The sequence below is a fragment of the Shouchella xiaoxiensis genome, from assembly GCF_016907895.1.
Classification (GTDB): Bacteria; Bacillota; Bacilli; order Bacillales; family Bacillaceae_D; genus Shouchella; species Shouchella xiaoxiensis.
Map to the genome: position 1 here is coordinate 253,765 of NZ_JAFBCV010000004.1, position 15,010 is coordinate 268,774.

A 15,010-nucleotide genomic window follows, 5' to 3' on the forward strand; every position below is an offset into this window, starting at 1 on the left:
GTTCACAAAATTATTTTGAGTGCTTATTTAGACATGTTATAATTTAGGCATGATATAATGAGAAATGGATAAAGTAGATAAGAGAAAGATTCGTAACGGATTGTGTTTAGGGGGCATTTTAACATGCATACGATTGTAGTAGGAGTAAATTATAAATCGGCCCCGGTGGAAATACGCGAAAAACTCGCGTTTGATGAAGAGCATTTACCAGCTGCTCTTGTTCAGTTGCGTTCTGCTAAGAGCATTATGGAATGTGTCATTTTATCAACATGCAACAGGACTGAATTGTATGTTGTAGCAGACCAATTGCATACCGGACGCCATTTTACTAAAACTTTTTTAGCAAATTGGTTCTCAATCGACAAGCAAGAGTTATCTCCATATTTAACAATTAGGGAAGACGACCACGCGGTAGAGCACTTATTAAGGGTTGCATGTGGTCTTGATTCAATGGTCATTGGTGAGACGCAAATTCTTGGTCAAGCAAAACAAGCTTTTCGTTTAGCTCAAGATCATCAAGTGACAGGAACGATCTTTAATCAATTATTTAAACAGGCTATCACGCTTGGTAAGCGTGCTCATAGTTCGACTTCAATCTCTTCACAGGCGGTTTCTGTCAGTTATGCGGGAATTGAATTAGGTAAGAAAATATTCGGTAGTTTTGAAGGGAAACATGTGTTAATTGTTGGAGCGGGTAAAATGAGTGAGCTAACGGCAACGCACTTACGTTCAAATGGAGCGGCTTCAATCAGCGTAATGAATCGAAACGTTGACAAAGCCCAAGGGCTAGCAGATCGATTTAATGGCACAGCGGCCTCATTTGATTCGTTGGAGGCTGAGTTGCAAAAAGCAGATGTCCTGATAAGTTCTACAGGAGCAAGAGGTTTTGTCTTGACGAAAGAAAATACGCAAAAAGCGCTGGAAAAACGAGACAATCGCCCGCTCTTCATGATTGATATTGCTGTTCCTCGTGATATTGATCCAGCAATTGAGTCTCATGAGCATGTTCACCTATATGACATAGACAACTTACAAAATATTGTAGAGGCAAACAAACAAGAGCGCGAAAAGGAAGCCGAAAAAATTGAACTTATGATTGAAAGTGAGTTAATTGATTATAAGACGTGGCTGAACACGCTTGGTGTTGTACCCATTATTACAGCTCTTAGAGAAAAAGCGTTGCAAATTCAAGGTGAAACAATGGTTAGTATTGAACGAAAGCTCCCTCATTTAACGGAGAGAGAGCTTAAAGTATTAAGAAAACATACGAAAAGTATTGTCAATCAACTGTTACGTGATCCGTTAACGAAAGTAAAAGAACTAGCAGCTGAACCTGATGCGAAGCATTCTTTGGACTTGTTTACTGAGATTTTTGCTCTAAGTTATCAACTTGAAGTGGAAACGAAAAAAGAAAGACTTAACGAGCTTGAAAAAGTTTGGCAACATCACGTTCAACCTGATTACTTGGAAACCATTGCACTACGCTCATAAGCATCTACTATAGAATCTGTACAATTAAAGCCAGAAGGTTTATTCCTTCTGGTTGATTTTATAAAATGACGAGACTGCCTTTCGTTACATAAGAGATTTTAAGAAGTTTAGATACGGTACTTGATGAGAGATATTCACAGGAAACTGGGTTTTGGAGGAATAAGATGAGAAAAATAATTATTGGTACACGTAGAAGCAATTTGGCTCTAACCCAAACTAATTGGGTTATTAACCAATTAAAACAATTAGGTGTCCCTTACGATTTTGAAATCAAGGAAATCGTCACAAAAGGGGATCGCATTTTAGATGTAACCCTTTCAAAGGTTGGTGGAAAAGGTCTCTTTGTTAAAGAAATTGAAGAGGCTTTGCGCACCAATGAAATAGATGTTGCGGTTCATTCGATGAAGGATGTCCCATCAGAAATACAACCTGAATTTACGTTGGCGGCGATTACAGACAGGGAGGACCCTCGTGATGCGATTATCAGCATCGATCATGTCCCTTTAGCTGATTTACCTGATGGAGCCATTGTTGGGACAAGCAGCTTACGTCGATCGGCTCAAATCCTTAATAAGTACCCACGCTTAAAGGTAAAATGGATTCGAGGCAATGTTGAAACGAGATTAAGAAAGCTAAAAGAAGAAGATTTTTCGGCAATTGTGTTGGCTGCAGCTGGGTTAAACCGATTAGGCTATAGCGAAGAGGTCGTGACCGAGTACTTACAAGCCGATGATTGTATCCCAGCAATCGGACAAGGTGCATTAGGGTTAGAGTGTCGTCAAGCTGATAATGAAGTCGTTCAATTGTTACAAAAACTGGATCATCAAGCTACGGGATTAGCGGTTAAAGCAGAAAGGTCATTCCTAAAGAAAATGAACGGTGGTTGTCAAGTTCCGATTGGTGGTTATGGCACCATTCTTGAAAATGGCTCGGTTAAATTAACAGGTCTAGTCGGTACACCTGATGGAAAAACGTTGTTAAAGGAAACGCTTGTTGGTGAAAACCCAGAACAGCTTGGTGTAAAAATGGCGCAATTGCTATCATCACAAGGTGCAGAGGACATTTTAAATGATGTTCGTGAATCACAAAGTGAGTAACGTTGCTCTTAGAGGAAAAAAGATCTTAATTACGCGGGCAAAACAGCAGTCAAGCACGATCGCTTCTTTACTAACAGAAGCTGGTGCAACCCCGTTTTTTTTACCTTTAATTGAAATGAAATCACGAAAAATAGATCAAGAGATGAATGAGGTAATAACGGGTATTGAGCAATTTGACTGGATTGTATTCACAAGTGCGAACGGTGTAAAAGCTTTTTTCTCGTTTTTTAAGCAAGAGTTAAGAAAGCCAGCAATTGCTGTTGTTGGACGAAAAACAGCTCTGTGTTTGAGTCAGTTCACAACTAAAAAACCAGTCGTTCCAAAAACATTTCATGCCAATGCTCTGGCTAGTGAACTTGGAAAACATATTAAAATAGGTGCAAACATTTTAATTATAAAAGGGCAATTGGTTAATCAGACACTTGCGATGGAATTACAAAAAACAGGTGCAAATGTTCGCGAACTTATTGTTTACGACACGCTAATGCCTGAAGATGCTGTTCGTGAAGCTAGGAAGCTGCAGCTGCATTTGTTTGATTATGTCACATTGACAAGTGCCTCAACCGTAACTCATCTTGCACGTATCAGGGAATCTGTCCCATTACAGTACAGCTGTATAGCCTGTATTGGTCCTATTACGGCAAACGCAGCAGTTCGCCATGGATTTGCCCCCCTTATTACGGCAAATGAGTATTCAGCTGAAGGATTAATTCACGCGATTGTAAAAGAGGAGAATGCCAGATGGAACTAGAGTTTAAACGTCACCGTCGTCTACGAAAGCATGCTACGCTAAGAAATATGGTGAGAGAAACACAGCTTCAACCGAGCGACTTTATCTACCCCATTTTTATTACAGAAGAACAAGACAAGAAAACGGAAGTTTCTTCCATGCCAGGAGTGTTTCAATTATCCTTGGATCGATTAAATGAGGAAGTTGAAGAGGTGGAGTCTTTAGGTATTCCAGCTATTATTCTTTTTGGATTGCCTCATCATAAAGATGAAACTGGGTCAGAGGCTTACGCTTCGCAAGGAATTATTCAACGTGCAACAAGACAAATTAAGCAAGCATTTCCAGATATGATGGTTATCGCTGATACTTGTCTTTGTGAGTTTACTGACCACGGTCATTGTGGATTAATTCATGAAGGCGATGTACTAAATGATGAGAGTTTAGAGTTGCTTGCTCAGACAGCTGTTTCTCAAGCTGAGGCTGGTGCCGATATTATTGCGCCTTCAAATATGATGGATGGCTTTGTTGCGGCTATTCGTCAAGGGTTAAATCAAGCTGGATATACTCATATTCCGATTATGTCGTATGCGGTTAAGTACGCATCTGCTTTCTATGGTCCATTTCGTGATGCAGCCAACAGTGCGCCAGCTTTTGGTGACAGAAAAACGTATCAGATGGATCCTGCTAATCGTAGAGAAGCCTTGAGAGAAGCTCAGTCTGACATTGAGGAAGGAGCAGATTTCCTAATTGTCAAACCTGCTCTTTCTTATTTAGATATAGTGAGAGACGTCAGCAATCAGACAACGATTCCGGTCGTTGCCTATAATGTTAGCGGTGAATATGCAATGGTCAAAGCGGCTGCGCAAAATGGCTGGATAAATGAAGAAGCAGTTGTTTTAGAAAAATTAACGAGCATGAAGCGAGCAGGTGCAGATTTAATTTTAACTTATTTTGCAAAAGACGCGGTCAGATGGATCACTAAAGAAACGAAATAGAAAGGACGGAGAAGAATGGCAAATTACGAAAAATCTATTAAAGCATTTGAGCAAGCTAAACCATTAATGCCAGGAGGAGTTAACAGCCCTGTTCGAGCTTTTAAATCAGTTGGTATGAACCCTGTTTATATGAAACAAGGCAAAGGCGCGCAAATTACTGACTTAGATGGAAATACATACATTGACTATGTGTTATCTTGGGGGCCGCTTATTCTCGGCCATGCTGACGATACCGTTGTTGAACAGCTTAAGCTTGCGACAGAACTCGGCACGAGTTTTGGAGCTCCGCATGAGTATGAAACACGATTAGCTGAATTAGTAATTGATCGTGTGCCGTCAATTGAAGTTGTTCGGATGGTTAATTCTGGAACGGAAGCAACTATGAGCGCACTACGTTTAGCTCGTGGCTATACGGGACGCAATAAAATTCTTAAGTTTGTTGGGTGCTATCACGGACATGGAGATTCGTTGTTAATTAAGGCAGGCTCTGGTGTTGCGACACTTGGTTTGCCAGACAGTCCAGGAGTTCCAGAATCAGTTGCTAAAAATACATTGACGGTTAATTACAACGACCTCGACAGTGTTCGTTACGTGTTTGATACGTACGGTGATGATTTAGCTGCAGTCATTATTGAACCAGTCGCTGGGAATATGGGTGTTGTACCACCAGAGCCAGGTTTCTTAGAGACATTACGTGAATGGACGGAGCAAAATGGAACGCTGCTTATCTTTGATGAAGTGATGACTGGTTTTCGCGTTGGTTATCATTGTGCACAGGGAGAATTTGATGTGAAGCCTGATTTAACCTGTCTTGGAAAAGTAATTGGTGGAGGACTACCTGTAGGCGCATTTGGTGGGAAGAGAGAAATTATGGAACAAATCGCTCCAAGTGGACCAATCTATCAAGCGGGTACATTGTCGGGGAACCCACTTGCAATGACAGCTGGTTACTATACGCTTTCGCAATTAACGGAATCTCATTATCAAACATTTCAACAGCAAGGGGAGCGGTTAGAAGCAGGCTTGAAACAGGCCGCAAAAAAACACGGGATTCCCCATCATGTAAACCGAGCAGGATCGATGATTGGCTTATTCTTTACTGATGAACGAGTCACCGATTTTGAAAAAGCTAAAACGGCAGATCTTGATTTATTTGCACGTTACTTTAGAGGAATGTTAGCGGAAGGAATCTCGATAGCGCCTTCACAGTTCGAAGGGATGTTTCTTTCCACTGCACATACAGACGCTGATATTGAAAAAACAATTCAGGCAGCGGATCGCGTTTTCTCAACCTTATAATATCTGTCAGACATGTTGCTTCAGCAACATGTCTTTTTTCATTTCCGCGCATATTTAGGTCGCCTCAGACATAGACGTTATAGTGTACAACGGATAAAGGTTTATAAAGGGAGGAAAAATTATGACGCAGGAACAGTCATCTACTTTAACATTCTCCATAGAAGATTCAGTCTGGCTCAATAAAGGTCAACAAATTGATGAAATAATTGGGATGTCGCTTACTCCAGAAATCTATGTAAAACAAGTGGGCGAGCATGTCACGATTAAGGGCGGTCTTCGTTTTGTTGGTGAGTATAAGATGGATCAAGGCGAAGTTGAAGAAGCGGAGACGGAAGCTTCTTCGTTTAGTGAATTAAGTGATTTTAGACAATCAGGTGAAATTACGGCTGATGCGGATACAGGAGTTGGTGAAATCGAGCATTTATTCCCAATTGATATTACCATTCCAATGGCACGTATTCAGCATGTAGATGATATTTATGTACAAGTAGCGAGCTTCGATTACGACTTACCTGAGAAGAGCTGTATTCAGCTTACAGCAGATGTTTCAATTAGCGGTATGAAAACAGAAGAGTCTACGAGCCAACCTGAAGAAGAAATAGTAGATGAGCAAGAAGAAGAGCCTACCGAAACGGCTTTTCATTTTGAAGCTTATCAAGACGAGCAAGAGCCTGTCTTGGAGGAACCGGTCCAATACAGGGAAGAAGAGCCTGTAGCAGAAGATACAACATTACCGGTTGAACAAGATATTGTTGAGACATATACGCATGATGTTATTCAAAATAATTGGAAACAAGTTGAGGTTGAAGCAGTAACTGAAAAACCTAAAGAACAAGAAGTAAGGTTTAACCAGAAAAAGGATTCCAACGATGATCTAGTAGAGTCAAGCGAAAGTAAATCCAGTTATTCTTCTCTGGCAGCAATGTCTAACAACCACAAAGAGATGGTTCGAGAATTGGAGGAGGAAGAAGAAGAGATCGAGCCAGTAGCAAAACAGAGTAAACTAGCTGAGAATGCCTCGTACTTAACAAATATGCTACGAAATGAAGAAGAACAATTTTCGAAATGGAAGATGTGCATTATTCAAGATTCAGATACGCTCCAATCGATTGCAGAGCGTTATGAACTTTCAACAAGTCAGCTGACTCGATACAACAATTTAGATAGTGAAAAAGTAGAAGAAGGACAAATTCTATACATTCCAGTATCGGCAAAGTAGGTGCGGCATGATTGATTCCTTAAAAAAACAATTTGGCTGGAAATCTGCTGATTTTAATGAAGAAGGCTTTATTCAAACGGATGTTGGTTTAAAACGGATAAGCAATTGGAATGATAAGGCTTTACTTGAATGGCATATTCAGTGGCGTGACGAATGCAATGTCACGCCTTATATCATTATGGATCGAATGATTCGTACAAAAGCTGGAAAGCCCTTTGTTGAGTTAGAAGGTTCATTTACAACCGTGCATGATGTTATTCAACAAGAGTCGCAACAGCGTGGTCTTGAAAAACATTGGGGCGTCTATATTGGAAAGACCATCTCACTAGGGAGAAAACAAAAACAAAAAAAAGAGATGGAGATAAGAGAGTTTAGCAAACTTACGAGTCTGTTTCCCCAAGTAACAGTAGAAGAGAAAAAACAACTGAGTGGATTTATTGCTGAGGCTGATAAAAGAATGAAACGAGCAGAGAAAATTATAAAGGAAGCAGAGCAGCAATTACCGGTTATGGATTACTTTCATACCGATGGAAAACAAGTCGTTACGATGTTGCTGATTAACGGTAGTCAACAAAAACCGGTTCCTGGATTTCACTCGCTTATGACTTTTCTTAGAGAATGGCATAAAGAGAATGGAGAAGATTCATTGCATCAGTTACTAAATTATATCGACGAGAAGGCACTACTCACCGATGATGAGAAGAAGTGGATGATTGCCGAGGCATTGGTAGTAGATGAATTAAAGCCATTTCTATTGGCAGTTGAAACAGAAGAAGCAGTTGATGTGCCTGGATTTTTAACAGAAGTTAGTGATGAGTGGGACCAATCAAAAAGGTTTATTGCTTCGTTTGCTACATGGCTCGATCGTAAGAAGGTGATCTCATGAATCGTTTTGTTGAAGCATTGATGTATTATTATGATTTACAGCCAACCGCTGTAGAAAAACAAGGCAAGCTCTTCCGAGTAGAGACAGATCGTGGTGTGTTCGCTTTAAAAGAATCGGCGATGGATCGAGTGAGAGCTGACGAATTTGTCCATGCGATGCGTAAGTTAGCAAAGCTACAATTTAAACAATTTGTCCCCATTATCCCAACTAAGTTTGGTGAATATACATTATTTGTTGGAGAGAAAAGTTATTATCTAATGCCTTGGATTGAACCGAGCCATTATTCGAGTCGGACATCAATTGAAGAAGTATTGTCTGATTATATGGGAATTATTCATCGCTTAACGGTAAAAACACAGCCAGCTTCAAAAGAGAAGTTAGATGAATCATGCGAAAGGCTGCTATCTCGTTGGGAAATGCATTCCCTTGAACTTTCGAGGTTTGCAGACCAGGCAGAATTAAGTACGTATTTGTCTCCATTTGAACTCACTTTTTTAACACACTACCGGATGTATGAACAATTAGCAAATCAAGCAACAGAGTATTTAGAAAGTTGGTATAAAGAAACGCTAGAAAAAGGTTCTTATCGAAGTGTACTTTCACATGGGCAGCTTTCTAGAAAACATGCTTTGACAACAGAGAAAGAAGTGTTCATAACGAATTTTGAACAAGCAAGCTTGGATACACCTGCAAGAGACATCGCCAGCTTCTGTAGAAGAAGCTTTCCTTATACGTTATGGAATGAAGATGAGGTCCTTCGCTGGTTTGCACGCTATGAGCAGCATCTTCCTCTCTTAAAAACAGAAAGATATTTAATTAGTGCCTACTTAGTGTTTCCGGAGCCGATCTATTATGCTGTAATGGATTACAGAAATGGTGGTTCAGAGTTTGAGCATGTACAAAAACTTGAAAAGCGCATTATTGCTATGAGGAAAGTGCAACGACTAATTGCGAAGATTGCTCCTCAAGAAGAAACAGCAAGCAATCAGTAAAAAGCTGATGCTTGCTGTTTTTGATGATTTTACACTTGCAGGTTGCGCCATACTGACGTTTAATTAGTATAAAATGCTTATAATCATTCTTTTTCGGGTAAATTTACTACATACAAACGATTACACAAAGGGCGTGTACGATCTATGATGAAGAATTCAATTGATTTTGAAATAAATAAACGTCTTGAGCGATTGAGTCAAGAAAAACAACGATTGGTTCAAGAAGCAATAAATTATATACGCTCTAGTTCCATTTCAAAACGACAAGCTGATCAAGTCATTATGAATGTGTTAGATGAATGGATGTATGCCGAGAAAAATCAACTTGACCTTCCTGTGACTAAAAAAACCCTTCATGAATACTGTGATAAACGGTTAGCTGCTTTACCTGAAGCATCGCTTAAGCTTCGGGTGGCAAGAACGTTAGGGAATGGCCTATTCATTCTCGGGATTGTGTTTGCCATTCAAATGATTGTCCAGTTTATCGCTTTTTTTGATTCAACAGTTCAAGCGACAGCATTTTCATTTTTACCATTGATCTTTCTAGGTAGTTTCAGTTTATTAGGCATGTATTTGGCTTATTCAACAAGAGAACGAAAGCGGCCATTTCTTCGTAAAGCATTAAGTGTTACAAGTTATGTGGCTGCAATTATTCTTTTTTTTGCGAGCATGCGTTTATGGGATAATGTATTAACGATTCGCTTAACGTTTCCGTTATCGGTCTTGCTTTTTATCAGCACGGCATTTGTCTATTTGCTTGTTATACGTTGGAAAATTGAACTCGAGCAGCAACAAATGGACCGCAACAGAGACGATGTTATTCTTTTCTCGCTGCATAATCAGTCGCGTTAAAATATCCCCAGAAACAAACAAATAAAGAATACAATAAAAAAAGCGAGTAAAAATAAATCAAAAGCAGTTGGAAGTAAGAGCGTTCTTATTAATTGGAATACAAGGATTGGCGGCAGAAATTGAATAACGATGATTTTTACTCGACCAAATGGCCTTGGCGGACCTGGTGGAGGACATGGAGGGGGATACCCTCTAAATCGTTTGCCCATCGTGCACCTCCTAGTCAGTTGTTTTAATAGTCTATGCACGCTATTTAACCCTGTTGCACGTCTCGAAGTGAGATAACGTATAAGAAAGTCGAAAGATGATCAAGCTGTTATTGACGAATGTGCGAACAAGCGATAAAATACGTACATACATTACTTATAGGAGCGTTGATCAGGAAGAGTAAAGTTGCTGTATCTGTAGAGAGGAGGGTCCATGGCTGGAAGACCTTCTAGAATAACAGAACTTGAATGTCGCCTGGGAGCTGTTTTGCTGAAAAAAGTAGGCAAAACCGGTTTAAACCGTTATTTTATTCGAGTTGCACAGCACGAATGTCGCTGTGAACAAAGGTGGCACCGCGAACAAACCCTTCGTCCTTTGAGATGAATGGGCTTTTTTGTGTTTAGAAAGAAACTTTAAGGAGGTTATTCCATGGAAAATCAACATGATATGCCCACTAAGTATGATCCGAAACAAACGGAGGAAAAATGGTACGACTACTGGGTTAAAGGAGGCTATTTTAAACCAGCCGACGATCCGAATAAGACGCCCTATTCCATTGTAATCCCACCACCCAATGTAACCGGAAAACTCCATTTAGGTCATGCTTGGGACGTTACGCTGCAAGATATTTTGATTCGAACAAAGCGTATGCAAGGGTATGACGCGCTATGGCTACCAGGTATGGACCATGCAGGGATTGCAACCCAAGCGAAAGTTGAAGCAAGGCTGCGTGAGAACAACGTATCAAAGTATGACTTAGGAAGACAGGGATTCTTAGATAAGTCATGGGAATGGAAAGAAGAATATGCGACATTTATTCGTGAGCAATGGGCAAAAGTCGGTATCTCAGTTGATTATTCGCGTGAACGGTTTACGCTTGATAAAGGATTATCAGACGCTGTAAATGAAGTATTCGTCACACTCTATGAAAAAGGTCTTATTTACCGTGGTGAATACATCATTAACTGGGACCCGCAAACGAAAACAGCGTTATCGGATATTGAGGTTATCCATCAGGATGTTCACGGTGCGTTTTATCACATGAATTATCCACTCGCAGATGGATCTGGCGTCATTGAAGTTGCTACAACAAGACCTGAAACGATGCTTGGTGATACGGCAGTTGCAGTTCATCCTAAAGATGACCGCTATAGCCATTTGATCGGTAAAAAAGTGAAGCTACCTATTATTGGACGGGAAATACCAATTGTAGCTGATGACTATGTTGATCGTGAGTTTGGTTCAGGTGCCGTAAAGATAACGCCTGCTCATGATCCGAATGATTTTGAAATTGGTAATCGTCATGACCTTCCACGCGTACTTGTAATGAACGAGGACGGGACGATGAACGAGAATGCGGCTAATTACGAAGGAATGGATCGTTTTGACTGCCGCAAGCAAATTGTTAAAGACCTTGAAGATTTAGGGGTGCTCTTTAAGATTGAAGAACATCAGCATTCTGTTGGTCATTCTGAGCGCAGTGGTGCCGTTGTCGAGCCTTATTTATCAACTCAGTGGTTTGTAAAAATGAAGCCACTTGCAGATCAAGCGCTTGGATTGCAGGAGACAGAAGAAACGAAAGTAACGTTTGTACCAGAACGATTTGAAAACACGTATTCACGCTGGATGGAAAACATTCGCGATTGGTGTATTTCTAGACAATTATGGTGGGGCCACAGAATTCCAGCTTGGCATCATAAAGAAACCGGTGAGATCTACGTTGGAATGGAAGCACCTTCAGACCTAGAAAATTGGGAACAAGATGAAGATGTGCTAGATACTTGGTTTAGTTCGGCTCTATGGCCATTTACAACGATGGGTTGGCCAGATACAGATTCGGCTGATTTTAAGCGCTACTATCCGACGAATGTGTTAGTTACAGGTTATGATATTCTTCCTTTCTGGGTTTCTCGCATGATCTTCCAAGGGAAAGAATTTACAGGTGAACGACCATTTAAAGACGTATTAATTCACGGGCTCATTCGTGATGCGGATGGAAGAAAAATGAGTAAATCTCTTGGGAATGGTGTTGACCCACAAGACGTTATTAAAAAATACGGTGCCGACTCCCTGAGATTCTTCTTAGCTACAGGAAGTACACCTGGTAATGATTTGCGTTTTTACTGGGAAAAAGTTGAATCGACATGGAATTTCGGAAATAAGATTTGGAATGCCTCCCGTTTTGCTTTAATGAATCTGGATGGGCTGACGTTTGACCAAATTGATTTAACAACAGAAAAAACGATTGCAGACAAATGGATACTAACAAAGCTTGGTGAAACAGCTGAAGCCGTTACGCACGCCATCGATAAATATGAATTTGGAGAAGCAGGGCGCTTACTTTATTCCTTTATTTGGGATGATGTGTGTGATTGGTATATTGAAATGGCGAAATTAACGCTCTATGGCGAAGAAGAGCAAGCGAAAGCAACAACACGCTCTGTGTTGGCTCATGTTCTTGATCAAACGATGCGTATGCTACACCCGTTCATGCCATTTATTACGGAGGAGATTTGGCAACATCTTCCTCATCAAGGTGAATCAATTACGGTTGCCGAGTGGCCGACACATAACGCTTCCCACCATTTCCCGGAAGCGCTGGAGGACATGGAAACATTAAAGGCACTCATTAAGTCGATTCGCAACACGCGCTCAGAGCTTAATGTACCGATGAGTAAGCAAATTGAACTAATGATCCGCCCTTCGAATGAGGCATTTGCAGAACGCTTAAATCGTGGAAGATCATACATTGAGAAGTTTGCAAATCCAAGTGATCTGCAAATAGCTACGTCATTAAAAACGCCTGAGAAAGCAATGTCGCACGCTTTAACAGGTATGGAACTTTTTCTACCTTTAGCAGGGTTACTTGATATTGATGCTGAAGTGAAACGCCTCGACAAAGAAAAAGAAAAATTATCAAAAGAAGTAGAGCGAATCGAAAAGAAACTAGCAAACCAAGGTTTCATTGCAAAGGCGCCAGCGAATGTAGTTGAAGAAGAGAAGAGCAAGAAGCAAGACTATGAAGCAAAGAGACAATCAGTGATTGATCGAATTGCGGAATTAAAAGCATAAGAATGAAGCTCAGCGTTCGATTGTTCGCTGGGCTACTTTTAAGAAAGGAGTAGAGTGAATTGCAAAAAGCAGAAGAAGTGATTTCATGGATTCATTCCCTTTTACCATTCGGGGTAAAGCCGGGTTTAAAACGGATGGAGTGGATGCTTGAGCGATTAGATCATCCAGAAAACAAACTAACGGCCATTCATATTGGCGGGACAAATGGTAAGGGCTCTACTTTAAGCTTTGTCCGCCATATCCTGCAAGAAGAAGGGTTAAAAATTGGAACATTTACGTCTCCTTATCTAGAGCGATTTGAAGAACGAATATCTTTTAATGGAGAACCCATATCAGAAGAGGATCTCGTATCAATAGCAACTGAAGTTCGCCCTCTCGTTGAAGAATTAGCGCAAACGGCGCTTGGATCGCCAACCGAATTTGAAGTAATTACAACAATGATGTTCGTTTATTTTGGGACGCGAGTTAAACCAGATATCTGCTTAATTGAAGTCGGATTAGGAGGGCGTCTTGATTCAACCAATGTACTGTCGCCAATCCTATCAATCATAACGATGATTGGACATGATCATATGCATATCCTCGGTTCCACGCTTAAAGAAATTGCTTATGAAAAAGCGGGAATTATTAAAGAACAGGTTCCGGTTATTATCGGTGCAATCGAACCTGAAGCGAGAAAAGTAATCAATGATGTAGCAGTCTCTAAACAAGCCCCACTTTACTCGTTAGGGGAAACATTTTCCTATTCAAATAGTACGCTTAATTCCTTTGTCTATCATGATCATGACTCAGTCACATACCAGATGAAGATGCTTGGTGAGCACCAGCATCATAACGCTTCATTGGCTTTAAAAGCAGTTGATTTGTTGAGGACCTTATTGGGCAAAAACATCAGTTTGAGCTCAAAAAAGAGTGGAATACATAAGGCTCTTTGGCCAGGTAGGTTAGAAGCGATGCAAGAAAATGTTTTAATTGATGGCGCACATAATCAGGAAGGGTATGCAGCATTAGCGGCTGCTTTGAAAGACTTAGCTGGAGACAAAACGATTCACTTACTTATTGCCTCAACAGTTGAAAAGGATATGACCCTGCTTGTGAATGCAATGGAGAATCTCGACGTTCACTATTATTTCACGACGTTTCTCTTTCACCGAGCTGCATCTGCTGAGCAATTATATAATCAAGCAGATGTGAATGAAAAATCAATCGTATTAAATTGGCAGAAATTCCTGTCGGACAAAATCGAGACGGAACAAGATTTACTTGTCATTACGGGATCCTTGTATTTTATCTCAGACGTACGCCATTACCTGCAAAAAATGTTTTAATTTTTTGCAGGTAATGATAAGAAGATGTTGAATTTTATTTATACAATCGTATAAGTAGAGGAGGATTGACATTTTCTTGAATGCCTCATTAATCGTTGGCGTTTATATGGCCTTTACGGGTGCTACTGTCGGTTCATTTTTATTGGTATTGGGCACGCGTGAATCTTATCTAGACAGCTTATTTGGTCGGTCGGCGTGCACAAATTGCGGCGAGACACTTAGGGTAATTGATTTAATTCCAATTTTATCCTACTTACTATTATGTGGAAGATGCCAGTATTGTAAATGCCGTTTGCCGATCTACTATTTCATTGTTGAAGTGTTATGTGGAGCGTTATTCTTATTATCCTGGACAATCATTGGTTTCCAGCTTGAACTACTTGTAGCTCTATTATTAATTTCGCTACTTGTACTTATTTCGATTACAGATCTCCATCGGATGCTTATCCCTTCGAGTATGTTGCTTGGTTTGGCAATTCCATTACTCATTCTCCGACTTATTTATCTCCCATCTTATGAAATAACTTCTTATTTTCTGGTGATTTCTCTTAGCGTGCTTATCGTTTTAATCCTTTCTTCTTGGTTAAATAAATTAGGTGGTGGGGATGTAAAACTGTTCCTCTTGTTGATGATTTTATTTGGTATTGAGCTGCTTTTGTTTATTTTACTGTTTTCCTCACTATTTACACTGGTGTTCGCATTTATTTTTATAAAGAAGCGACGTTTAGCAGTTGAAAGTAAAATCCCTTTTGCGCCGTTTATTAGCCTAGCCACTCTTTTAGTCTATTTTTATTCGATTCAGTTCTAAAAAGAGACAAGCCTCATAAAATAGAATAGAGAGG

Annotated in this window: 13 protein-coding genes and 1 other annotated feature; of the genes, 12 read left to right on the forward strand and 1 reads right to left on the reverse strand. The window is 40.2% G+C overall.

The features are described from left to right. Nucleotides 1–123 precede the first annotated feature (123 nt). The 9 genes from hemA (at nt 124) to JOC54_RS08855 (ending at nt 9,561) form a co-directional block, all read left to right on the forward strand. Nucleotides 124–1,491, forward strand: coding sequence for a glutamyl-tRNA reductase (gene hemA, locus JOC54_RS08815; RefSeq protein WP_035419729.1), 1,368 nt, complete (start codon nt 124–126; stop codon nt 1,489–1,491). Nucleotides 1,492–1,655: 164 nt separating this feature from the next. Next, nucleotides 1,656–2,588, forward strand: a complete 933-nt coding sequence (gene hemC / locus JOC54_RS08820; RefSeq protein WP_204465762.1) for a hydroxymethylbilane synthase — start codon at nt 1,656–1,658, stop codon at nt 2,586–2,588. Further along, nucleotides 2,560–3,339, forward strand: coding sequence for a uroporphyrinogen-III synthase (locus tag JOC54_RS08825; RefSeq protein ID WP_204465764.1), 780 nt, complete (start codon nt 2,560–2,562; stop codon nt 3,337–3,339). The genes hemC and JOC54_RS08825 overlap by 29 nt, the downstream gene beginning before the upstream one ends. Beyond that, the gene (hemB, locus tag JOC54_RS08830; RefSeq protein ID WP_204465766.1) at nt 3,330–4,313 is read left to right on the forward strand and encodes a porphobilinogen synthase; all 984 of its coding nucleotides are present in this window, start codon (nt 3,330–3,332) and stop codon (nt 4,311–4,313) included. Before JOC54_RS08825 ends, hemB begins: the two co-directional genes overlap by 10 nt. Nucleotides 4,314–4,328: 15 nt before the next feature. Then, nucleotides 4,329–5,612 carry a glutamate-1-semialdehyde 2,1-aminomutase gene (gene hemL, locus JOC54_RS08835; RefSeq protein ID WP_204465768.1) on the forward strand — a complete coding sequence of 428 codons (1,284 nt, stop codon included), beginning with the start codon at nt 4,329–4,331 and terminating at the stop codon, nt 5,610–5,612. Between the two features lie 121 nt (nt 5,613–5,733). Next, on the forward strand, nt 5,734–6,831 hold the full coding sequence (spoVID, locus tag JOC54_RS08840; protein WP_204465771.1) for a stage VI sporulation protein D: 1,098 nt from the start codon (nt 5,734–5,736) through the stop codon (nt 6,829–6,831). A gap of 7 nt (nt 6,832–6,838) precedes the next feature. Further along, a complete protein-coding gene (locus JOC54_RS08845) occupies nt 6,839–7,717 on the forward strand; it encodes a hypothetical protein (RefSeq protein WP_204465772.1) in 879 nt (292 codons plus the stop codon). Further along, a complete protein-coding gene (gene ysxE, locus JOC54_RS08850; protein ID WP_204465773.1) occupies nt 7,714–8,709 on the forward strand; it encodes a spore coat protein YsxE in 996 nt (331 codons plus the stop codon). The genes JOC54_RS08845 and ysxE overlap by 4 nt, the downstream gene beginning before the upstream one ends. Nucleotides 8,710–8,853: 144 nt before the next feature. Next, nucleotides 8,854–9,561, forward strand: a complete 708-nt coding sequence (locus tag JOC54_RS08855; RefSeq protein ID WP_204465774.1) for a DUF1129 domain-containing protein — start codon at nt 8,854–8,856, stop codon at nt 9,559–9,561. Here JOC54_RS08855 and JOC54_RS08860 read toward each other — a convergent pair. Beyond that, complete coding sequence (locus tag JOC54_RS08860; protein ID WP_035419711.1) at nt 9,558–9,770, reverse strand: YszA family small membrane protein; 213 nt, start codon at nt 9,768–9,770, stop codon at nt 9,558–9,560. The two genes, JOC54_RS08855 and JOC54_RS08860, sit on opposite strands and share 4 nt — an antisense overlap. 156 nt (nt 9,771–9,926) lie before the next feature. Further along, nucleotides 9,927–10,147 (forward strand) — a binding site (T-box leader). A 50-nt stretch (nt 10,148–10,197) separates the two neighbouring features. Between JOC54_RS08860 and JOC54_RS08865 the strand changes: the two genes are divergently transcribed. From JOC54_RS08865 to JOC54_RS08875, 3 genes are all read left to right on the forward strand, one after another. Beyond that, complete coding sequence (locus JOC54_RS08865) at nt 10,198–12,840, forward strand: valine--tRNA ligase (protein ID WP_204465775.1); 2,643 nt, start codon at nt 10,198–10,200, stop codon at nt 12,838–12,840. 59 nt (nt 12,841–12,899) lie between these two features. Further along, the gene (locus tag JOC54_RS08870) at nt 12,900–14,168 is read left to right on the forward strand and encodes a bifunctional folylpolyglutamate synthase/dihydrofolate synthase (RefSeq protein WP_239586636.1); all 1,269 of its coding nucleotides are present in this window, start codon (nt 12,900–12,902) and stop codon (nt 14,166–14,168) included. Between the two features lie 76 nt (nt 14,169–14,244). Then, entirely contained in the window at nt 14,245–14,976 is a 732-nt protein-coding gene (locus tag JOC54_RS08875) for a prepilin peptidase (protein ID WP_204465776.1), read from the forward strand. Nucleotides 14,977–15,010 lie beyond the last annotated feature (34 nt).

Bases quoted from the DNA above. Each gene is read 5' to 3' on its own strand.
- hemA (WP_035419729.1), top strand. From the start codon at position 124: ATGCATACGATTGTAGTAGGAGTAAATTATAAATCGGCCCCGGTGGAA.
- hemC (WP_204465762.1), top strand. From the start codon at position 1,656: ATGAGAAAAATAATTATTGGTACACGTAGAAGCAATTTGGCTCTAACC.
- JOC54_RS08825 (WP_204465764.1), top strand. From the start codon at position 2,560: ATGATGTTCGTGAATCACAAAGTGAGTAACGTTGCTCTTAGAGGAAAA.
- hemB (WP_204465766.1), top strand. From the start codon at position 3,330: ATGGAACTAGAGTTTAAACGTCACCGTCGTCTACGAAAGCATGCTACG.
- hemL (WP_204465768.1), top strand. From the start codon at position 4,329: ATGGCAAATTACGAAAAATCTATTAAAGCATTTGAGCAAGCTAAACCA.
- spoVID (WP_204465771.1), top strand. From the start codon at position 5,734: ATGACGCAGGAACAGTCATCTACTTTAACATTCTCCATAGAAGATTCA.
- JOC54_RS08845 (WP_204465772.1), top strand. From the start codon at position 6,839: ATGATTGATTCCTTAAAAAAACAATTTGGCTGGAAATCTGCTGATTTT.
- ysxE (WP_204465773.1), top strand. From the start codon at position 7,714: ATGAATCGTTTTGTTGAAGCATTGATGTATTATTATGATTTACAGCCA.
- JOC54_RS08855 (WP_204465774.1), top strand. From the start codon at position 8,854: ATGATGAAGAATTCAATTGATTTTGAAATAAATAAACGTCTTGAGCGA.
- JOC54_RS08860 (WP_035419711.1), bottom strand. From the start codon at position 9,770: ATGGGCAAACGATTTAGAGGGTATCCCCCTCCATGTCCTCCACCAGGT.
- JOC54_RS08865 (WP_204465775.1), top strand. From the start codon at position 10,198: ATGGAAAATCAACATGATATGCCCACTAAGTATGATCCGAAACAAACG.